This is a genomic window from Collinsella sp. TM06-3 (assembly GCF_003436395.1).
Lineage (GTDB): Bacteria > Actinomycetota > Coriobacteriia > Coriobacteriales > Coriobacteriaceae > Collinsella.
In genome coordinates this window covers 4,304-25,255 of record NZ_QSPG01000015.1, presented here as the reverse complement: position 1 = coordinate 25,255, position 20,952 = coordinate 4,304, and the positions used below count along the sequence as shown (strand labels likewise).

At 59.4% G+C, this 20,952-nt stretch carries 18 protein-coding genes; 9 read left to right on the top strand and 9 right to left on the bottom strand.

The genetic code is table 11. The features are described 5' to 3' along the window. The first annotated feature begins 4 nt into the window (after nucleotides 1-4). The 7 genes from DXD56_RS07035 (at nucleotide 5) to DXD56_RS07005 (ending at nucleotide 10,085) form a co-directional block, all read left to right on the top strand. A complete protein-coding gene (locus DXD56_RS07035; protein WP_006235180.1) occupies nucleotides 5-421 on the top strand; it encodes an FHA domain-containing protein in 417 nt (138 codons plus the stop codon). Next, on the top strand, nucleotides 418-2,352 hold the full coding sequence (locus DXD56_RS07030) for a Stp1/IreP family PP2C-type Ser/Thr phosphatase (RefSeq protein WP_117640704.1): 1,935 nt from the start codon (nucleotides 418-420) through the stop codon (nucleotides 2,350-2,352). The genes DXD56_RS07035 and DXD56_RS07030 overlap by 4 nt, the downstream gene beginning before the upstream one ends. Before the next feature lie 16 nt (nucleotides 2,353-2,368). Next, nucleotides 2,369-5,239 (top strand): FtsW/RodA/SpoVE family cell cycle protein, encoded by a 2,871-nt coding sequence (locus DXD56_RS07025; RefSeq protein WP_117640703.1) that lies wholly within the window; start codon nucleotides 2,369-2,371, stop codon nucleotides 5,237-5,239. Between the two features lie 132 nt (nucleotides 5,240-5,371). After that, entirely contained in the window at nucleotides 5,372-7,333 is a 1,962-nt protein-coding gene (gene pknB / locus DXD56_RS07020; RefSeq protein ID WP_117640702.1) for a Stk1 family PASTA domain-containing Ser/Thr kinase, read from the top strand. A 644-nt stretch (nucleotides 7,334-7,977) separates the two neighbouring features. Further along, nucleotides 7,978-9,225, top strand: coding sequence for a tyrosine-type recombinase/integrase (locus DXD56_RS07015; protein WP_117640701.1), 1,248 nt, complete (start codon nucleotides 7,978-7,980; stop codon nucleotides 9,223-9,225). 218 nt (nucleotides 9,226-9,443) lie between these two features. Then, nucleotides 9,444-9,689, top strand: coding sequence for a hypothetical protein (locus tag DXD56_RS07010; RefSeq protein ID WP_117640700.1), 246 nt, complete (start codon nucleotides 9,444-9,446; stop codon nucleotides 9,687-9,689). A gap of 9 nt (nucleotides 9,690-9,698) precedes the next feature. After that, nucleotides 9,699-10,085: a hypothetical protein gene (locus DXD56_RS07005; RefSeq protein ID WP_117640699.1), complete on the top strand. Its 387-nt coding sequence runs from the start codon at nucleotides 9,699-9,701 to the stop codon at nucleotides 10,083-10,085. Between the two features lie 200 nt (nucleotides 10,086-10,285). On the opposite strand, the gene DXD56_RS07000 is transcribed toward DXD56_RS07005, so the two are convergent. Beyond that, nucleotides 10,286-10,498, bottom strand: coding sequence for a hypothetical protein (locus DXD56_RS07000; RefSeq protein WP_117640698.1), 213 nt, complete (start codon nucleotides 10,496-10,498; stop codon nucleotides 10,286-10,288). A 232-nt stretch (nucleotides 10,499-10,730) separates the two neighbouring features. Between DXD56_RS07000 and DXD56_RS06995 the strand changes: the two genes are divergently transcribed. Beyond that, entirely contained in the window at nucleotides 10,731-11,264 is a 534-nt protein-coding gene (locus DXD56_RS06995; protein WP_147325192.1) for a hypothetical protein, read from the top strand. A gap of 42 nt (nucleotides 11,265-11,306) precedes the next feature. Here the strand turns inward: DXD56_RS06995 and DXD56_RS06990 are convergent, their stop codons facing one another. From DXD56_RS06990 to DXD56_RS06960, 8 genes are all read right to left on the bottom strand, one after another. After that, nucleotides 11,307-12,044 (bottom strand): metallophosphoesterase, encoded by a 738-nt coding sequence (locus tag DXD56_RS06990; RefSeq protein ID WP_117640719.1) that lies wholly within the window; start codon nucleotides 12,042-12,044, stop codon nucleotides 11,307-11,309. Continuing rightward, complete coding sequence (locus tag DXD56_RS06985) at nucleotides 12,044-12,769, bottom strand: metallophosphoesterase family protein (protein ID WP_117640696.1); 726 nt, start codon at nucleotides 12,767-12,769, stop codon at nucleotides 12,044-12,046. The genes DXD56_RS06990 and DXD56_RS06985 overlap by 1 nt, the downstream gene beginning before the upstream one ends. Further along, nucleotides 12,766-13,404, bottom strand: a complete 639-nt coding sequence (locus DXD56_RS06980; protein ID WP_117640695.1) for a metallophosphoesterase — start codon at nucleotides 13,402-13,404, stop codon at nucleotides 12,766-12,768. The genes DXD56_RS06985 and DXD56_RS06980 overlap by 4 nt, the downstream gene beginning before the upstream one ends. 271 nt (nucleotides 13,405-13,675) lie before the next feature. Further along, on the bottom strand, nucleotides 13,676-13,801 hold the full coding sequence (locus DXD56_RS10255; protein WP_255413117.1) for a hypothetical protein: 126 nt from the start codon (nucleotides 13,799-13,801) through the stop codon (nucleotides 13,676-13,678). 187 nt (nucleotides 13,802-13,988) lie between these two features. Further along, nucleotides 13,989-15,188: a relaxase/mobilization nuclease domain-containing protein gene (locus tag DXD56_RS06975; RefSeq protein WP_158549371.1), complete on the bottom strand. Its 1,200-nt coding sequence runs from the start codon at nucleotides 15,186-15,188 to the stop codon at nucleotides 13,989-13,991. Continuing rightward, nucleotides 15,175-15,765, bottom strand: coding sequence for a ribbon-helix-helix protein, CopG family (locus tag DXD56_RS06970; RefSeq protein WP_117640693.1), 591 nt, complete (start codon nucleotides 15,763-15,765; stop codon nucleotides 15,175-15,177). Before DXD56_RS06970 ends, DXD56_RS06975 begins: the two co-directional genes overlap by 14 nt. Nucleotides 15,766-16,392: 627 nt before the next feature. Next, nucleotides 16,393-17,037: a hypothetical protein gene (locus DXD56_RS06965; protein ID WP_233524958.1), complete on the bottom strand. Its 645-nt coding sequence runs from the start codon at nucleotides 17,035-17,037 to the stop codon at nucleotides 16,393-16,395. Between the two features lie 65 nt (nucleotides 17,038-17,102). After that, complete coding sequence (locus tag DXD56_RS06960) at nucleotides 17,103-20,459, bottom strand: hypothetical protein (protein WP_117640692.1); 3,357 nt, start codon at nucleotides 20,457-20,459, stop codon at nucleotides 17,103-17,105. 122 nt (nucleotides 20,460-20,581) lie between these two features. On the opposite strand from DXD56_RS06960, the gene DXD56_RS06955 reads away from it, so the two are divergent. Further along, nucleotides 20,582-20,830 (top strand): helix-turn-helix domain-containing protein, encoded by a 249-nt coding sequence (locus DXD56_RS06955; RefSeq protein ID WP_117640691.1) that lies wholly within the window; start codon nucleotides 20,582-20,584, stop codon nucleotides 20,828-20,830. Nucleotides 20,831-20,952 lie beyond the last annotated feature (122 nt).

Below are 20,952 nucleotides of genomic sequence, written 5' to 3'. Positions count from 1 at the left end.
TCTTATGAACATCGATATCGTCCTTTTTGCAGGCCGCATCGTCCTGGTCGCCCTGCTCTATATCTTCCTGTTCGCCGTCATGAAGACCGGCGTGGGACTTGTGCGCGGGCAGCGTCGCGACTCGGCTATCTGGACGATCGATGTGGACAAGGGTCCGCGCGGTATCCGCGGCATCCACGTAGACATGCTCGGCCCCGTCATCGTCGGTCGCTCGCCATCTTCGGACATCTGCATCAACGAACCGTTCGTCTCGGCCTCACATGCGCGCTTTTCACTGCAGGGCCCGGCGCTCATCATCGAGGACCTCAACTCGCTTAACGGCACGCTCGTCAACGGCCGCCAGCTTGTGGAGCCCGCAACGCTGCGCGAGGGCGACGAAGTCCAGATTGGCGATGTGGTCATGAAGGTGAACCGTCGATGATCGACGAGGAGAACAAGTCCGCGACTATGACCGAGGCACCGGCTGCCGCCACAGCTGCGCCGGCCCACGCCGCTCCGGCGGGCTCCGCACCTGTGGAACCCGAGGACACCGTGTTCTCCCTGCCTCTTTCACATGTAACGCATGATATTTCGGATCTCGCCGATAACGAGGACGAAGAGGATGCCGTAGCGGCGCCCATCGGCGCACATGCCGCGGAACAGCCCACAGCGCCCGAAGCAACCTCGGCGCCGGCTCACTTTGCAGAGCCCGTCGCCGCGGCAATCAACGAGAGCGCTGCGGTGTTTGCGGCACCCGAACCCGCCGCGCCGGCGTTTCCCATAGCCCCGGCATCCGAGGTTGCGCCCGTGTCTACGCCGGCGCCCGAGGCGGGGCCATCCCCCGAGGACGGCCCTGCACCCAAGGCCCCGCAGCCTGCGCCCGCAAGCGAGTCCGATGCCGTGACCGAGCCCGCCGCCCAGTCGCAAAGCACGCCCGCGCCGTCGCACTTTGCGACGCCCGAGCCCATAGACGTCAGCCCGCAAGACGACGAGTCGACCGCCCGCGTGTCCGAGGAGCCCGACTCCCCGGACACCAGCGATTCCGAATCAAACGCCGAGACCGACACCGTCTCTCCCGGTGACACAGCCGAGATCGACGTTGCCGCCGTTGAGGCCAAGCTCAAAGACCCCGGCTCGACCATGAGCTTTGAGCCCCTGACCGAGGAGCGCATCGAGACCGACTCGACCTATGATGCCGGCACCACCACGCAACTCATGTGGGGCGCCCGCTCTGACGTTGGCTGCGTACGCCCGCACAATGAGGATTCCTACCTGGTGCAGTCCCCGCTCTTTTGCGTATGCGACGGCATGGGCGGTCACGCCGCCGGCGAGGTAGCCTCTTCCATCGCCGTCGAGACTATTGCCAAGACGGCCCCGCAGTCCGCCGACGCAGCACGCCTGGCCGCAGCCGTCGAGGCAGCCAACGCCGCCGTAATCGAGGCGGCCCTGAACGGCCTGGGCAAGCCCGGCATGGGCTGCACAGCCACTTGCGCCTATATCGAAAACGACACGCTCGCCATCGCCCACGTGGGTGACTCTCGCGCCTACCTGCTCCACGAGGGCACGCTCATCCGCGTGACCCGCGACCACTCCTACGTGGAGGAGCTCGTGGACGCCGGCGAGATTACGGCAGACGAGGCTCGCGTCCACCCCAACCGCTCGGTCATCACCCGTGCGCTGGGCTCGGACCCCGCCATGTATGCCGACCACTTCACTCTGCATATCGAGGAAGGCGACCGCCTGATCCTGTGCTCCGACGGCCTTTCGAGCATGATTCCCGATAGCGATATCGAGAACATCGCCACGCAGTCCTCAACCGCGCAAATCTGCGTCGACAACCTAGTGGACGCGGCGCTTGCCGCCGGCGGCCACGACAACGTGACCGTAGTAGTCGTTGACCTGGTTGACGATGGCGTTATGCGCGAGGCGCAACGCGTGCGTCGCCGCAACATTACTATCGCCGCCATCCTGGCCCTCGTCTTTGTGCTGGCAGCTGGCATCTGGGCCTACACGGGTGTCACCGGCTCGTACTACCTGGGTACCTACCAGGGCAATGTCGCCGTTTGGCGCGGCCTTCCCGGCAAGCCGCTCGGACTCAAGCTCCACTGGCTCGAAAGCGAAACCAGCATCAAGCTGTCCGACCTGCCCGAAGACACGCAAAACCGCCTCAAGGCGGGCATTCCGCAAACAAGTGTCGACGATGCGCAGGACACGATATCCAAGTACCGCCACCAGATCGATGAAGAGCAGACCCGCCAGGTGATCGACGCGCAAACGATTCGCGACAACACCAATCAGGGATCGACCTCCGAATCAGATTCCGAGAAAACCGCCGAACAGTCCGCCGAGGCCGAAGCCTCCGAAAAGAACTAGAAAGGGAGTGCCGCTTATGAGTCGCCGCAACACCGAGCTGCTCTTGCTCATCGCCTCGGCGTTCCCCGTCATCCTGCTGTATGCGATGTACGTGCTCACCGCGGGCGCCGCCATCTCCTTTGAGACGCTCGCGGTGCCGATCGGCCTCTTTGCCGCCTTCGCCGCGGCACATATCGCCGTGCGCATCTTGGCGCCCGGCGCCGACCCCGCCATCCTACCCATCGTATTTATACTTTCGGGCATCGGCATCACGTTCGTGACACGCCTCGCCTCCGCTCTCGCCATCTCACAGCTCATCATCCTGTTTGTCTCGGTGGCGCTCATGGTGGGAACGCTCGCGTTGGTTAAGAACCTCGACGTAGTCATGCGCTACAAGTACACTTTTGGCATTATCGGCATCATTCTGCTGATGCTGCCTATCTTTATCGGCACCACGATCTCGGGCTCCAAGCTGTGGATTCGCATCGCGGGCTTTACCATCCAGCCCGGCGAGTTCGCCAAAGTCTTTATCGTGCTGTTCTTGGCCGGATACCTGGCCGAGAACCGCGAGCTGCTCTCCATCTCCAACCGCAAGATCCTGGGCTTTAAGATCCCTCGCCTGCGACTGCTGCTGCCGCTGTTTGCCGTGTGGGGCGTGTGCCTACTCGTTGTCGTCTTCGAACGCGACCTGGGTTCGGCCGTGCTGTTCTACACCATCTTCTTGCTGATGCTCTACGTTGCCACGGGTCGATTCTCGTATGTCGTTATCGGCCTTGCGCTCTTGGCCGTCGGCGCCGTGGGCGCCTACAAGTTCCTGTCGCACGTTCAGGTGCGCTTCCAAGTTTGGGTCGATCCGTTTAAGGACGCCCAGGGCCAGGGCTACCAGATCGTCCAGTCGCTCTTCTCGCTTGCCGATGGCGGTCTGGTCGGTGTTGGTATCGGCAACGGCATGGCCAACAACATCCCTGTCGTCGAGTCCGACTTTATCTTCTCTGCCATCGGCGAGGAGATGGGCCTTTTGGGCGGCGGCGCCGTGCTCATCCTGTTTATGCTCTTTGCCGTGCGTGGCCTGACCACGGCTGCCCGCGCTAAATCCGACCTCGCCGCCTTTAGCGCCACGGGCCTTACGGCCGCCATCAGCTTCCAGGCCTTTTTGATCGTGGGCGGCGTTACCCGCCTGATACCGCTGACCGGCGTCACCCTGCCCTTTATGAGCCAGGGCGGTTCCTCGCTGCTGGCAAGCTTTATCATCGTCGCGCTCCTGCTGCGCGCCGGTGACGAAGCGACCGGACGCGAGGCCGAGCTTACCGGCACCGGCACCATGACCGCCATCACCGATGATCAGGTCGCATCCGCCGCCGCCCCGACGGGCACGCGCTTTGCCACCTCGTCTTCCTACGGCAGCGGCAGCCATTCCGTCGGCTCGCGCATGCGCCGTCGCCTGCTCGACACGCCTGAATCCGGTGTGCTCGGCCGCGTGGCGCTCGCCAACCGTCTAACCCGTGCGGTGCTCGCCTTTACGGCGCTGTTCGCCATCCTTATCGGCAACCTCACCTATGTCCAGGTCATCAAGGCCAAGGACTATCAGGATATGCCGACCAACAACCACACTATTGCCCGCTCCAAGTACATCCAGCGCGGTTCCATCATCACGTCCGACGGCGTGACGCTGGCCGAGTCGCTGCAGCAGGAGGACGGCACCTACGTACGCTCCTACCCCAACGGCAACCTGGCAGCGCACGTGGTTGGCTACGTGAGCCAGCAGTATGGCACCACCGCCATCGAGAGTGTCATGAACGACACGCTCACCGGCTCTAAGGATTACTCCAGCTGGAACAACGCCATCGCGTCGCTCGCGGGCCAGACCCAGCCGGGCAACACCGCCAAGCTCACCATCGACTCGCGTATCCAGACGGCGGCCGAGCAGGCGCTCAAGGGCTTTAAGGGCGCTGTAGTGGTCATCGACCCGCGTACCGGTGCGGTGCTCGCATGCGCCAGCTCGCCCACCTATGACAACACCAACATCGACGCCCTGCTGCAAGCGGGCGGCGGCGAGGACGGCTCTATGTACAATCGCGCCATGGACGCGCTGTACACGCCGGGCTCCACGTTTAAGGTCGTTACGCTTTCCGCGGCACTCGAGACCGGTACCGCCAGCCTTACCAGCACCTACCAAGCGCCCGGCTCCATGGACATCGGCAACGCACCGGTCACCAACTATGCCAACGAGAGCTACGGCACCATCAGCCTGCAGCAGGCCTTTGCCGTGTCCTCCAACGTCGTCTTTGGCCAGGTGGCAAACGAAGTTGGCGCAAACACGCTCGTGCAGTTTGCCAACGCCTTTGGCTACGGCCAAAAGCTCGGCCAGGACCTGACCTCCGCGGCCTCCATCATGGCAGACCCGTCGCTCATGACCGAGTGGGAGACCGCTTGGGCCGGCGCCGGCCAGCCTGTCGGCATGGACCACACGCCCGGCCCGCAGACCACCGTCATGCAAAACGCCGTGATTGCCGCCGCCATCGCTAACAGTGGCGTGGTCATGGACCCGTACTTTGTAGCCCAGGTACTCGCCCCGGACGGAACTGTGGTCAAGACCACGCAGTCCCGCTCGCTGGGTCAGGCCGTCAGCTCCGCCACGGCCGACCAGGTCAAGCAGGCCATGCTCGCCGTCGTCCAGTCCGGTACCGGCACCGATGCCCAGGTCCCCGGCGTCAAGGTCGCCGGCAAGACCGGCTCGGCCGAGACCGGCGGCACCAACGTCAACTCGATGTTCGTTGGCTTTGCACCTTACGATTCACCCACGGTCGCCATCTCGGTGGCCTTGGAGGATTACGACAAACACGACGTCAAGGCGGCCAAGATTGCCGGCATCGTCCTGACCGCAGCGCTCGCCGCACAGGGAGCGTGATGCCCATGATCGAATCGGTCACCCGAGGCGCGCCGCGGCCGAAGAGTTAGCGGCAACGCGCCACACGGCCCCAGCGGCCACATCGTAGGTACTACACACATCGTTGAGCGAATAGTTATGTTAGGAGCAGGAATGGAACAGAGGGTCCTCGGGGGAAGATACCTCCTCAAGGATAAGGTGGGGACAGGCGGCATGGCGACCGTCTACCGTGCACAGGACCAGGTCCTCGACCGCACGGTTGCCGTCAAGATCATGCTGCCGCAGTATGCTGGCGACGCAACCTTCGCCGCACGCTTTAAGCAGGAGGCCCAGGCAGCAGCCGGTCTCTCCTCCCCCTATATCGTGGGCGTCTACGATTGGGGCAAGGACGGCGACACCTATTACATCGTCATGGAGTACCTGCGCGGTACCGACCTTAAGAGCGGCATCAAGAGCCACGGCGCCCTCGACCCCAAGAAGGTCGCCCAGATCGGCTCGCAGATCAGCTCCGCGCTTTCGGTCGCTCACAAGCACGAGATCATCCACCGCGACATTAAGCCGCAAAACATCATGGTGCTGCCCGACGGTAACATCAAGGTGATGGACTTTGGCATCGCGCGCGCCAAGAACAGCCACCTCACGCAAGACAACAACGTGCTCGGGACCGCCCACTACGTCAGCCCCGAGCAGACCCGTGGTCAGGACCTCGGCCCCACCTCGGATATCTACTCGCTGGGCGTCGTGATGTACGAGTGCGCCACCGGCCGCGTTCCCTTTGACGGTGACGACGCCATCTCGGTCGCACTCAAGCAGGTCAACGAGCTGCCTATTCCGCCGAGCCAGATCAACTCCGGTGTCGACGCCGACCTTGAGCGCATCATCCTCAAGTGCATGGAGAAGGACCCGGCAAACCGCTTCCAGACCGCCGACGAGCTGCGTCAGGTGCTCAACAGCTACCTGTCGGGCCGTGCCGTCAACATCTCGGAGCCCACGCGCATCATCGGTGCACCCGGTGAGCTGGGCGCCACCAAGACTCGCGAGCTTTCCGATCAGACGCGCGCCATGGTACGTCCCGTCTCGGGCGTGAGCGGCCAGAATACCGCCCGTAGCTCGGTTTCGGGCTCCACCGGTTCCTACGAGGTCGAAAAGCCCAAATCCAACAAGAACAAGATCATCGCCGCCGTGGTGGCAGCCGTTGCCGTCATCGGTATCGTGGTGGCCTTTGCCACAGGACTCTTTGGCGGCGAGCAGGTCACCGTGCCCGATGTGCTGGGCAAGGACCAGCAGACTGCCGTCGAGCAGATCAAGGAAGCCGGCCTCGAGGTCGGCACCATCGACCAAAGCTACAACGACGATATCGACGAGGGCAAGGTCGCCGAGCAGACGCCCAACGGCAAAACCAAGAAGGCCAAGGGCACCAAGGTGAACCTGGTAATCTCCAAGGGCCCCAAGCCCTCCGAGAAGGTTGAGGTTCCCCGGCTTGTCGGCCTGACCAAGGACCAGGCAGAAGCCGCGCTGGCAAGCGTTGGCCTGAAGGGCAACGCCTCCGAGGAGGCCAACGAGGCCGATGAGGGCCAGGTCTTTGAGCAGGGCACCGAACCCGGTAAGGAAGTCGAGAAGGGCACGACCATCTCGTACAAGGTCTCCAGCGGTCCTGACACCACCTCCGTCCCCGATCTGACCGACATGACCGAGGCCCAGGCGCGCAACGCCCTCGATATGGCAGGCTTTGGCGTCGACGTGAGCTACCAGGAGAACGATTCGGTTACCGAGGGCACCGTGATTAGCTGGAACCCCAGCGGCAAGCAGAAGCCTGGCGCCACGATTACCGTCGTCATTGCCAAGAAGTCCGGCAAAGCCAGCGTTCCGGGCAACCTGTACGGCAAGAGCATCTCCGCCGCCGTTACCGCGCTCAACAACGCCGGGTTCTACAACATCGCATTCTGCGATCAGAACGGTAACCCCGTGAGCGGCAACGAAAACGCCACCGTTACGGGCGTCTCCCCCACCGGCAAGCAGTCTACCGACAGCACGATTACGCTGACGGTCGCACTTTCTGGCTCGGGTTCGGGTTCGGGCTCGGGCACGGGCGACGATTCCGGTACGACCAACTAGTCGCAACCCAACCGCTCATTACGGCTCTCGCCGCAAACATATTCGCTCACAGGCGCCCGCTTGCTCCCCCAGCAAGCGGGCGCTTCATTTTTGACATGGCATTGAACCAGAAGAGCCCGGCACCGTGGCGGTACCGGGCTCGGCAAATCTCTGGTACCCCCGGGCGGATTCGAAAACTCCCCCCGCCGGGAAATTGGTGACGCGGGTGCCGACGGTCCGAATCCGGCCTTTAGACCAGAAGAGCCCGGCACCGTGGCGGTACCGGGCTCGGCAAATCTCTGGTGCCCCCGGGCGGATTCGAAAACTCCCCCCGCGGGGAAATGAGTGACGCGGGTGTCGACGGTCCGAATCCGGCCCTTAGACCAGAAGAGCCCGGCACCGTGGTGGTACCGGGCTCGGCAAATCTCTGGTGCCCCCGGGCGGATTCGAACCGTCGACACCCGCTTTAGGAGATATGATTTAATGCTACCCCCTACTATTCATCAAGCATCATTGAACACCATATAACCGCAGATAAACATAGCAGTTTGTGTCTTTTACCTCCGGTAGCTGCGCCTACGCTTTTACAAACATATTACTAACAGCTTTAGCTAAACTGCACTCAATGAATTGTTGAAAACTATTCAAAGAAACGGAGTGCAAAGATGTCAGAACAGCCACTAATTAGCGGAAGAGGCACGTGTTGGAAAGACAAGAGATCACCTAACACCTATCGCTATTATTTTTCCCTTGGGGTCAAGGACCCTAAGACAGGGCGTTACAAACGATCCCCAACTTATACGGTTCGTTGCAAGACTAAAACAGAAGCTAAGGCTGCAATGCAGGCCAAGCTGGCTGAAATCAACTCATCTGGCACGATCACTAAAACTAAAAAGCCCACTTTGCTTGCGTCCTACTGCTGGGCCTTTCATGAAAATAGGGACACCGAGCTTGCGCCAACGAGCTATGAAAGAGAAGCGTACGATTGCAGGCATATCGAAGACCTATTCGGTGCGTTTCAGACAATTGAGGGGCTAACTCCCGATCTAATCGAAGAAACATATGCCGAAGCTCGTCGTACGGGAAAATACAAACCATCTGAGCTTGTACGAATCAATGCGAAACTGCGCCAGATTCTGTCGAATGCAGTCGCAAAGAGAATAATTGACCGAAACCCCTGCGCTACCGTTCATGTTCGCAGACCACGCAACAAAAGAGAATCACTGACAATCGAGCAAGTAGCTACCCTATGCACACATCTTCAACACATTGAGCTCACCGCCGAAGCTGTTGGTACGCTAGTACTAGTGTATACGGGTATGCGAAAAGGCGAGATGCTGGGCCTCGAATGGCGCGATTGGGACCCTGCCAATAAAACCTTGAAAATTGACAGGCAGTACACCAACGATCATGAACTGAGGGCACCCAAGTCACAAGAAAGCCAACGCAAAATCCCCGTTGGAGAAACCCTGGCCGAACGTCTTCAATCATGGTCAGCCATACAAAAAGAGCTCCTGGCCTCTCTGGGGCTGTCCCAGACTGGCAGCACTCCCATCATTAGCGATATTGCTGTCGAGCAAGGGGTCCCTACTGTCTGTCACATGAAGAACTACATCTTCAACCATTGGTTTCGCGATTTCGCAGTTAGCTGCAATCTTGGAATCTATGAGCCGAATAATTCGACTGGCGGAAAACTATATAAGGGCATCTGCCCGCATCAGCTCAGGCATTGCGTAAGCACTTTTATGCTGGCGAACGGATCGGACGTTAGAAGCGTGCAAGGTATTCTTGGCCACGCGGACCCCAATATCACGCTCAAAACGTATACAAGCCTCGTTCAACAATCAGAAATAAAAGCAGTTAAAGGCTACGAAGACTTCATCAACGCCTATATACAGAGAAGCGAGAAATAGCATGTTTTTCATTCATCGTTTTATTCATAATATTACGGTACTATAATACTGTTTCCGCAGGTAGATGCTATATTTGATTGACAACTAATGAGTTTTAATACATGCTAAAGCTGTCAGATGGCTACGCATGTAGTCATAGAAACCGGCCCCCCAAGTGCTTATGAACCTGGTAAGTCTTACAAGCACAGGGAGGGCCCTCATTGAAAGGATAGCTCATCATGGCTACTCCAAAGATTAGCACTCAGGCGTCCACACCGACTTTCCCCACTGGTGCCGCTCAGTGCGATCGGTTGCTCCGCGTTAACGATATCCGCGAACTCACTGGCTGGAGCGAAAACACCGCACGCAAATTCATGCGCGAGTCCGGCAAGCTCATCCAAATCCATCGCTCGAATTACATGTTTGAAAGCTCGTTTTATGAGCTTTTCAAGCAGCTTGAAGGTCGGACCGCCCACCTTGACTAGGTGGTAAACATGAGCGAGCTACCGTCGATTTCCGACAAATTTTCCGATGATGTTACTGAGCAACGAGAGATTAGAAGGAAAATGGATAACGCGAATTATATTTCGGTGCCCGACTGGGCGTGTTGTGCCACCACTGTCGCTGCCGAGCGCCTCATCCTCGGCCTCGTATGGAAGCTTGGAAATCCTTCCAAAAACAAACGAGCCATGGGCTTTTACGCAAAAAGCAAATGGATTGAGGAGCGCTACCACCTAAGTAAGAACACGATCTCCCGGGCCTATACCTCTTTGAAGAATAAGGGGTTTATTCAAAAAGCGGGTGATGGCAGCTGGATGCTTAATTACGCTGCAATCTACCGCGCCGCGATCGAAAACGCTTGGGAGCCCCCGAAATCTTAAGTCCACAGACCGACTATCGACGTGGGCTTCTGTCAAACAACCGAGTTAAAAACCACTGAGCCAGAATCCGCTTCAATAGAAGAGGATTCTGGCTCAAATGATATCCGGCCGTTCGCGCAGCGATGTCCACCGCAATCTGGCAAGAATCGAGGACGGGGAAACCGTCATCGAGGTCGTGAAGGTCGGTAATCGCCAGGCGTCTACAAAAACATGCCGCGGATGTAAAATGAAACAGGGTCGAACCGAAACAGTTCCCGGACAATTGGCGTCCGGCCAGACACTTCGATTCGACCCTTTTTCATGCCCGCATCTAAAACAATCCCATAATCATTCTCGACATCTTTAACGCCATCACTCTCCCGCCACCAACACGTCGTAGGTGCCATTTTCAACGAATCGATATGGCCGTCCATTCATGGTCTTTAAGGCGCGTGATACCATGAAAACGTGCGGTATTTCTCCAACCGAAAACCTGCGTGAATGCATGACTTGAGACGCCTTTTAGAACTCACCGATTGCAGGGCGAACACAAATCAACAGCGGCCGTGCATTGTTCCCAGCCATATGGCATGGCGGAGCCATGCCCGTTGTTGATTGGAGTGCCGCACCATGGCAGACGAGAAGAAAATCAGGGAGATCTACGGCGTGAAGTCCGTCCTCGACGAGGCCGCCGAGCGAATCGAGGCGACGTGGCGGGAGAAGCTGCTGCGCGAGACGGGCGACCTCAGAACCGAGAACGCGTTACTCAGGGCCCAGCTCGACGAATTCAACCGCAAGCTCGTCGAGGCGAGAGACCGGAACGAAAGACTTGAGGCCGACTGCAATGAGCGGGTCGCCTTTATCGAGGAGAAGTTCGAGCTCGACACCGCGAGCATCGAGCTCGAGAACAATGAGCTCCATGCCGCGAGCGTCAGATACCTCGCCGATGCCAGGGAGCTCAGCAGGCAGGTCGTCCAGCTCCACGCCGAGGCTGAGGCCATGTCCGATGAGATCGAGCGTCTGCGCGTCGAGCGTGACGCCGCGTTGAAAGCCCAAGCCGAGCTGAGCGATGCGCTCCTGGCCCAGCGCGACCTGACGGCCGAGGTCGCCGCCCTCAAGGACCGCCTTGCTGTAGCCGAGCAGCGGGCGGCTGTGGCCGAGGCCAAGGTCGAGGTCATGACCCAGATGAAGGGCGAGTAGCCCCGTGCTTCTCCTGTCGGGCTGCTGATTTCTAGAAACCTTCTAGAGCGCTTCTAGAAGGTTCCTAGAACCGGGCGCAGCATCTTCGATCGGCACGATGCCTTGGTAGATAAGGCGATGCTTGGCGTCGCACCATTTGTCACCGTGGTAGTGACCGAAGAACCAGACGCAGTAGCCGAGCCGTCCGTCGAGCTCGCTAAGGAATCGTTGCAGCCGGTCGCCTCGATACTCGCGCCCACGCTCGCGACACAGCCCCTCAGCAATGGCGGCAGGCGCCTCGTGAGTCACAACACAGTCGACCTTCCAGCCCACGCGGTCGAGCGAGGAGCGGCAGTGTTCCGTCTCTTCCTCGCTCGGCATCTCCTCGGGCCACCAGCTCCTCCCCTCCCTGCGATACTGCCTGTCGTTGCTCGTGGCACCGCCCATGGCAAGGACCGTGAGCCCGTCGATATCGAACACCTCTCCACGCATCAGGTGCAGCACGTGCGGTCGCGCCTCATGGACGAGCCCGCCGTTCCACTCCCGCACCGGCAGCCCAGCCAGGGCGTGGTGGTTCTCATGGTTGCCGTCTACGAAACACGTGGTCCAGGGCTTCGACTCGAACCAGTCGAGCCAATACCTCTCAGCATTCGAGCCGTCCCAGACAAAGCCGAAGTCGCCGGCCACGATCACCGCGTCATCGCGCGTCAGGGTCCGGCCCAACGGCCAAGACCTGAAGGCGAACCTGCTGGCCCCGTACTCGGCCCTGCCGTGCACGTCTCCTGTCACATAGACAGCCATCAGTACGCGCCCCACGGCAGGAGTTTGTCCCCGAGCCTCACGATCCGGTCATACAGCGCCGTGTGCCGTTCGTCCGGGTTGCCGTCTCGGTGAAAATGGCCGTAATACCAATGTTTATAGTCCAGGCGGTCCTCAAGCTCGTCGAGGAATTCGGTCAGCCGGTCCACATCAGGGCGTTCCCAGCCTGGGTCCGGGTAGAGCGTCGGCGAGAGCATGCGCGTCGGGCAGGTATGGGTGATGACGCAGTCGACCTTCCAGCCGACCTCGTCGAGCTTTGTCCGCGCGGTATCGAAATCGCGCTCGTCCGGGAGCTCCTGAGGCCACCAGCTGGAATACGGCACGCGGTATTCCCTGTCCACGCTCGTGGCACCGCCCATGGTGAAGACCGTCGATCCGTCGAGCTCGAAGACCTCGCCGCGCGTCAGGCGCCGAATGGGCGAGGTGTCCGACAGGCGCTGCGTCAGCCCGCCATGCCATAACTCCATGGGGCGCTCCGCCCAGTGATCGAAGCGCTCGTGGTTGCCGTCGACGAACAGTACCGTGTAGGGGCGCGACTCCAGCCAGGTGATATCGGCGCATTCCTCGGCAGAGAAATCCCACGGAAAGCCAAAGTCGCCGGCGACGATGAGATAGTCGTCGCCGGTAAGACTGTCGCCAAGCTCCCAGTCGCGGAGCTTTTGCATGTCGAGCCCACCGTGGATGTCGCCCGTCACATAGACTGTCATCGAATCGCCTCTTCCCTCTTGTACGCCGCCAGCTCGCGCTCGACCTGCCTGTCGCCGGTCTCGTTGACCCACCACGGCCATTTCACCCGGCCGCACGGCTCGTCGACTCCGGCGAACCATTTCCTCAGCTCGTCGAGGCTCACCGGGGAGTGCCCGTTGGCATCGCAACCGACGTCGTAGCGCAGAAGGCCCTGCTTGCGGTTGAACTCGTTGTACGCGCCGCCGCTGCTGTGGATGTGCCCGTGGAGGTGCCACGATCCATGGTTCATGCCCTGCCAGTCGGCCATGGGGTAATGGCTCAGGACGATCTTCTGCCCGTCGATCTTGAGCACGCAGATCGGCGGCTCCACGGTGAAGGCGGCCGCGACCGCCGGCTGGGTCCAGTCCTTGTCGTGGTTTCCCGGGACGAGGTGGATGCGCCTGCAGGCAATCCGCTTGCGCAGCCCGTAGGCGTCCTGGGCGGTCATCTTGAATGAGAAATCCCCCAGGATGTAGAGCTCGTCGTCCACGGCAACCTTGCCGTTGATGTTGTCGACGATGGCGTCGTTCATCTGCCAAATCGTCTCCCACGGGCGGTCGGTGAACTTCAGCACGTTCTCATGCCCGAAGTGGGTGTCGCTGGTAAACAAGATCATATTTATGTCTCCTTCTGTCGCTAAAAAACGTTCTCCTTCGAGGTCAGGAGACGTTTTATGAGCGACATGAGGTGCATATCCCTCATGTTTCAAGCTCCAATCTGTCGGGTTTGCCCAACTAAAAGTTTACGCCCACGCGCCCACGCGCGAACAGGATTTGATTTTTGAAATATGGACGAATTCCTCGTCAGGAGGGTAAAATGGTGCCGACGGCAGCCCAAGTTGTAGAGAGCTGGGCAGAGCCGTTGCTTAATGAAGTTGGGTCATCGTCTTAGCGACGGTGGCCTTTCTTTTTGGGCTTCGAGCCCTGCTTGAGTGCCTTGGAAAGGCCGACAAGGGCCGTGAGGAGCGAGACCATAGCGGTCAGGAGCTTCACGAGCTCGGTGAAATCGGTCATGGGCATCACCTCCCATCGAATGGAGGGCTCTGCCCGGCACGAGGGCTGCCGCCAGCAAGGACGATTCTATCAGAGCGGCTGACCCCCGCCGATCAATTCACGCTCCTCATCCTCACCGAATTGCGAGTATGGCAGAATCGGCACTGGATGGCAGCGCGCTAGGGCACCGACGATAGGCTTTCCAAAACTAGCGAGGCGCGTCGCCGCGATCGTAATCGCCTCGGTCGACCGCACGATCGACCTGCGGCGAGATGTCGCCGTTGCCACCATGGGCTCGTCCTGCGGCGCGAACGCGGTCATCGCCAGCATCGGGAACGGCGCCGGCGTAACGGTTGCGAATCTCCCTTGCGTAACCGCGCCGGGCAAGAAGCTCATCACGAACCGCCGGATCCTCGAGCAGATCTTCATCGCACTTCGGTGCGATGAACTTAGGAAAGAGATTGTAGGCGACGCCCTTGCTCGCCTTTGCCTGCTCGACCCACGCCGAATACGCCTTCTTAAGCCGTTGAATGTAAATCTCGCAACGCCTCTCATAAGGAAGGGCTCGCTCGGCCTCCAGCACGTTATTTTTGAAGGCCGCCTCAAGTTGCTTGACCGCAAACCTCCCGTCAAGACGAGTCAGGTTGAAAGTGCACTTCGGGTTGCCGGCCTCCTTGATATCGAGATCTGTCGCATAGACTCGATTGTTCTTGATGAAAATGTCTACGCCCCATGAGGCAAGTAACTTTTTAAACTGCTCCATATTCTTCGGATGACCTTCGTTGATTGCAAGATGGATCAACTCGCGCAGATTGTTTTTATAACTGTACTCTCCCCGCTCAACGATTTTCTTTTCAGTGTCGCGCGGCTGTCGGTCTCGAATCTTCGAGTTCTTCTTTCCCTTTTCGAGCTGAGCGAGATTCCAGGCCTCGTCCATTTCACGAACCCACGCAGCGCGTTCGTACTTTCCGCGACGCCCGCCCGTCTCGCAACGCTTACCCGTCAAAAGATCCGTGCGGTTAATCGCCATATGAACCGCGTAGCGTTTTCCCGCCTTATCGCTTTCCTCATGCAACGCGACAATCACTTGTTGATGCGGGTAGTGTTTCGCAAGCCATTGCTCCGCGTAGGCCATACACGCATCGGGGGTCATCTTGCCTCCGTTGCAGCTGCACTCCTCGGGCAGAAACGCGAGAATCTGATGAAGCATCGTTATGTTCTTCGCGCCGGCACGCGCGGGCCTGTCGTGATGGAACATCTTCCGCGTCATAGCCATTTCGGAAAACCAGTGCTTTCCGTTCGCGAGGTTCCAGCCGCCGCGGGCCAAAGCATTCTTTCCGTTAATGTACTTGCGCAGGTGCTTCGCGTAGCGCTCGGACGAAACACCTTTCTGCTTAACGACGGTCATCGAGCTCGCCGCCATCGGTGAAATAGCGCTGTTCGAGCTCTTCGATGAAGAGAGTGACTTTACGGGCATTTTGGTAAACCTTTTCAAGCGTTCGGAAAACCGCCTTCTCGTTGTAGGCCGGAAGACCTTGCGCATTCACAAAATACATCAGCTGGTTGAGGTTCGTCCCCTCGCGATACAGCTCGTGATAGATTTTTGCGACCTGGCTCATATCGAAATCGATCATCTCGATTTTCCCGGCCAGCATCACGCGGCGGGCATACGCACTGACGGTCGTGCCGAGCGCATCCGCCTGCTTGCGAATCGCCTCGTGCTCGCCATCGGTGACTTTGACGTAAATAACCTCCGAGCGCTTTTCGTTCGAATCCTCTGAAACGGTTTGCAGCTTTTTGCTACGGCCACCGTTCTTATTTTTGGAAATGACTAGATCATCGAACGATTCATTCCAATGAATCAGTGCATAGCGAATGAATTCGGCTTTCGTCATGCCCGCCTTTTCTGCCAAAGCGGAAAGCGTTTCGTATTCTTCAGAAGTGAGTGTCGCCTTAACGGTGTGCGGACGTTTGCAACTCATCATTCATGCCCCCAGGAAAGCAGAGCGAATCGGTGAGGCCACCGATTCAAAACCGATATGAGATTGCTTTCCTTTTTAGGAGCGACTGACGTCGCGCCGATTTTTGAAGTGACGCCGTCGCTTCCCTTAGAGAAATGAAGGCGAACTTCATTTCTAACTTTATCGCCGTGTGAGGTGTTAAACAAGATGTGTTGGCAGATAAAGGGGCGAGTATGGCCCCATTTATCTAGCCCAACACCAATCTTGCAATCACCGGGACGGCGATTGGGCGAAGCGTAGCGTAGACACGAAATGAGAGGCCTCGTTTCGAGCGAAAGGCTTCGCGGTGTCGTAGTGTCAGCGGAGACCGTGAGCGGAAGCGAATTTTTAACGCGAAGGATGCTGAGTGTTAGAAATTCGCTGTAGCGGACTCCGGGCGAGGGCTGGAGCAAGTCGATGGAAGACCTTACCGATTTGCGGAAGGTTTTGCCCGAAGCATCCGGCACCGCCGAATTCTTTTGGAACGGCCTCTCGTTTGATTGCTTTCCTATCGTTTGCTCCCAGACTTGTCGTCTAAAAAAGGCGGCCGAACCGGCCGCCCACAAATAAATAAATATTTACCGAATGTAAGAGGAGAGGAACATATGTCCATTATTCCCAGTGACCGGCAACATCGACGACCCAATGCTGCCCCGTAGCCTTCTGTTCATAATGTCCCTGGTCCTCAGAGGTAGTATACGAATCATTGATATATGCTCCATGGTCTTGACCTTGTTCCCACATTGCGTCACTATGAGCTGACCAAGCGGCTATAGAATCGAAAGATGCACCGCATGCACTACAAATGTAACGTTCATGACGCGTATATACCACATTCGGCACCCAGACCTGGCTGTAATCTGTCTCCCAGTGGCCCTGCTCGGCAACCCACTTCTTCTGGCTGCCGCCGTTGGAAGAGGAATTGTTGCTGCCGGAACTCTGCGAATTGCCGGAATTCTGCTTGGACTGGGAGGAATCGCCCTTGTTGTCCGACTTCGAGGAATCGGAAGACTTGTTATCCTCCTTCTTGGAGTCATCGGACTTCTGGTCCTTGTCGTCGGATTCTTTCTTCTCCTCGGACTTGGTTCCAGAGGTTTGCGTCGCCTTTTCTTCGCTTGGCTTCTTTTTGTCTTTATTCTTTACCGCTGTGGCGGCCCTTTCCGCAGAGCCGCTTCCTTGCTTTGCAATGCTGGCACATCCAAGTTGAGGTGCCGAAAGGCACACCAGAAGCGCAACGATAATAGCCTTTGTTCTCACACCGATCTCCCCGTCCGTGAAACCGGGCGTTGGACACTAGCCGATATCCAACGCCCGGCTCGCTTTTACATCTGCTCGCGGCGTTTCTTCCGGTCGAGGAAGACGCCGGTCGCCACGAGGACGGTACCGCCGATGGCGAACGTCTCCCCGATGAGGCCCGCGCGGTCGCCGGTCTGGGCGAGGCTACCGGACTGGGCGGTCTCCGTGCCGGCGAGGTGCTTCGGGCTGTATGCCGCCTGCTTCTTTGCGGCCTCCTCCGCCTCCTGACGGGCGATCTCGGCGGAAAGCTCCTGCTCTGCCGCGATGCGGTCGGACTTCGCCAACTCGTAGGCGGCGAGTGCCGCATCATAGCCGGGCTGGAGCTCGTCCACCGCGGTCTGCTTCTCGTCCAGGATGGCCTTGGCGGGCGCGACCTTGGCACGTGCCTCGACTGCTGCGGCGAAAAGCGCGTTGAGGGCGTCATCCGCGTTCACATCATGGCCGGAAGCGACCGCCGCACCGGCGTCGATGGAGTTCAGCTTCGACAGCTTGGCGTCTGCCTGTGCCTTTGCCTGTTCGGCGGCGGAGACCAGGGACTCGGCGGCGATGGTATCCGCCTTCGCGGCATCGAGCGCGGCCTTGGTGTCATTGACGGCCTTTACTGCATCCTGCTCGCGCTGCTGTGCCTCTGCGAGCTTCGCGGCAAGATCGGTGAGGATGTCGAGGTTCGACTGTGCGTCCTCGAGATTGGTCTGGGAGCCGGTAAGCCTGTCGGCGGCAACGCCGGTGTCGGCCTTTGCGGCATCGACGGCACGCTGGGCATCCGCGAGGGCGCGTGCGGTGGCGTCCGCCTTTTGCTCGGCGGCGGCGAGGACGGTCGCCTTCTCGACCTGATCGGCTGCCGCCGCGTCATGGACGCTCTTTGCTGTATCGAGCGCCTTCTTGGCGTCGGCGACGTCCTGGAAGAACTTCGCGAGATCGGCGTTCGCATCCATGACGTCCTGCTGCTTGGCCTCGGTGTTCGCCTTGGCGGAATCCAGCTTGGTCTGTGCGGCCGTTACGGCTGCGTTGGCGGCATCAAAGGCGACCTGTTTCTGCTGGACGGTCAACTTTGCCGTATCGACTGCCGCATTGGCGTCATCGAGGTCCGATTTCGCCGCATCAAGCTCGGTCTGGGCATCCGTGACGCCCTGCTGCTTGGATGCGAGATCAGCCTTTGCGGCATCGACGATACGCTGGGCATCGGTGGCGTCCTGCTTCGCGGCATCGACACCTGCCTGTGCGGAATCCGCTGCGTCCTGCTTCTGCTGGACGGTTTCAGCGGCGTCGGTGGCTGCCTGCTGCTTGGATGCGAGATCGGCCTTGGCTGCGTCGAGTGCGCTCTTGGCGTTCTTGAGACCGTTGATATAGGAGGTCAGCTTTTGCTCGTACTCGTCGACGGAGATGGGGTTCGTGTTCCAACCGGAGCCGGACCAGCCGGAGATCTCTGCGGTGTAGCACTGCGTCTGAAGCCCGGACATGGTGCCCTTGGTGCAGGTTGCCATTCCCATAACGGCGAGTTCGGGATTGATGATGTTCATGTAATGGCCGACGGTGCCGCTGCTGCCGTTCTCCCAGCGGCAGTTGTTTGCAATCCAATGGTTGATTGCGACGCCGTTCTTTGCATAGAAATCATAGGCATCCTTGCCGACAAGACCGGTGACTCCATAAAGGGCCTCCGTTGCCTTGTCGAAAAAGCCCTTCTCCTGCTCGATCCACTGCCCACTCGGATCGATTCCGTAATTCCATGCCAGGTTTTCGGCAAAATTATATTGACGGGCATGATCGAGCACAGTGTCACTGTAGTTGGCATCCGCAATGGCACCGGCGATGAGCTTGTAGGTGACCTGGAGCTCGGACAGGCCGACCGACTTGCGGTAGTCGTTGACGGACTTCATCCACCTGATCGCATTGAGCATGTTATCAAGGGACGTGGCGTCCTTGGAGTTGCCGACTTCGGTCTTTCCGGCATATTTGGCGTTCAGGATGATGTTGACTGCGTCATCGGCACCCATGGCACGGAAGAAGCCGATGGCTCCCTGCTTGAGCTGCGCGTCGGCGGAATCGAGTTTTGCCTGTGCCTCGTCGACCTTCTGCTGCGCGGCGGTCACGGCGGCGTCTGCGGTATCCTTTGCGGCCTTGGTGTTCGCGAGCTCTACATCGGCGGCTGCCTTGGCGGACTCAGCGTCCTTGACAGCTTGCTTCGCGGCATCCAGCTTGGAGATGGCGTCGACGTTCGCCTGCTTGGCCGCATCGAGGTCGGCGTTCGCGGCATCGAGTGCGGACTGGGCGGCGTTCACGCCGGATTCGGCATCGGCCGCGGCCTGCTGCTTTACGGAGAGGGATACCTGGGCATCATTCAGGTCAGTCTGCGCCGTTGCCGCAGCGGACTGCGCCTGCTCGAGCTCGGACTCGCACTGGGACTGTGCCTCTCGTGCGTCTGCGAGGGCTGCCTCTGCGTCCGCGACCTTCTGCTTCGCGGCATCGTACTCCGGACCGCTGGCGCCTGCCTCCGCTGCGGCGAGGTCTGCTTTCGCCTTCTCGTAGGCGGCGCTGGCGGCTGCGGCCTTCGCATCCGCCGCGTCCTTGTTCTGCTTGGCTGCAGCGAGGACAGAATCGGCGGCATCCTTTGCAGACTGGGCCGCAACCAGCTTGGACTGGGCATCGGCAAGCGTCGCGTTGGCGTTGTCGAGTTCGGCTTGTGCCCTGCTCACGGCATCCGTGGCGTCGCGCACGGCCTGCTCGGCGGCACTGATTGCCTCCGGGGTGGCGCTTACGGCATCTGCCTTGGCTTTATCGAGGGCATCCTTGGCATCCTGGGCCGCCTTGAGGGCGGACTGGTACGCTTCGTCCTTCTCGGACGCATCCGCCTTGGCGTCTGCGAGACCCGCCTTCGCCTGCTCGAGGTCCTTGCCGGCAGCATCGGCGGCGTCCTTGCCCTCTGCGACCTGACGGGCGTACTCGTCCATCGCCGCTCGGTCGGCTGCCGTGCCGGCGCTGACTGCCGAATCGTAGGATGCCTTGGCCTGGTCGCGGGCGGAAGCCGCCTCGTTGTAGGGACCGGCGGCCTCATCGTAGGATGCCTTGGCGGCGTCCTCCTTCGCCTTCGCCTCGTCGACCGCCTTCTGCAGGTCCGCGATGGTCTGTGCGGCGGATTTCGCGCCGGTACCGGATGCCGCGCCGGCGTGGGCAGCGATCGGCGACATCACGGCGGGGTGCTGCGTGGTCCCGTCACCGGTCTGGGCGAATGCCGTGAACGGTGAGATGAGGCTCGATCCGGTCATGGCGGCCATGGTCGCCGCGGTGACGGTCAGACGCGCGATCCCCTTCGGAGTGTGAATCTTTTTGTTTGGCAGTGTGGCGAAGTGATCGCCGCCGGCAGCGAAATGCTTTCCCTGAGTCATTGCTATTCCATTCCTTTTCCGTGCCCTATCCGACTGGGCATCAGGGTGCTTTCCAATAGAGATAATTATGCGCCTTAACAGGGATTGTTGTATATGGTCCGTTGGCTTTTATACAACAATCCATGACTCTTTTTGTCATGGATATCTCGCCGCTACAACGATCCTTTGGTCTACGCTGCAAAGAATTAAGATCAAAGTCTGGTTACTCTCAAGTACAATTTGCGAATCGCATCGGCATGGACAGGTCTTACTACGCCTCGATAGAGGTCGGACGAAGAAATGTCAGTCTTTCTAACCTCTGTAAAATTGCTAACGGATTCGACATGACAATCGCTGCACTCATGACTGGTGTGACTGAGAAAACGGATTAGTCCATCAATCAATCAGCGAACGCAGTGAGCGAATCAATCGACGGCACAGCCGGCGGCAAGGTCACGGCACGTGACCGCGCAGCGAGCTTCGCGAGCGAAGGGGGACAGCATCGCTGTCCCTA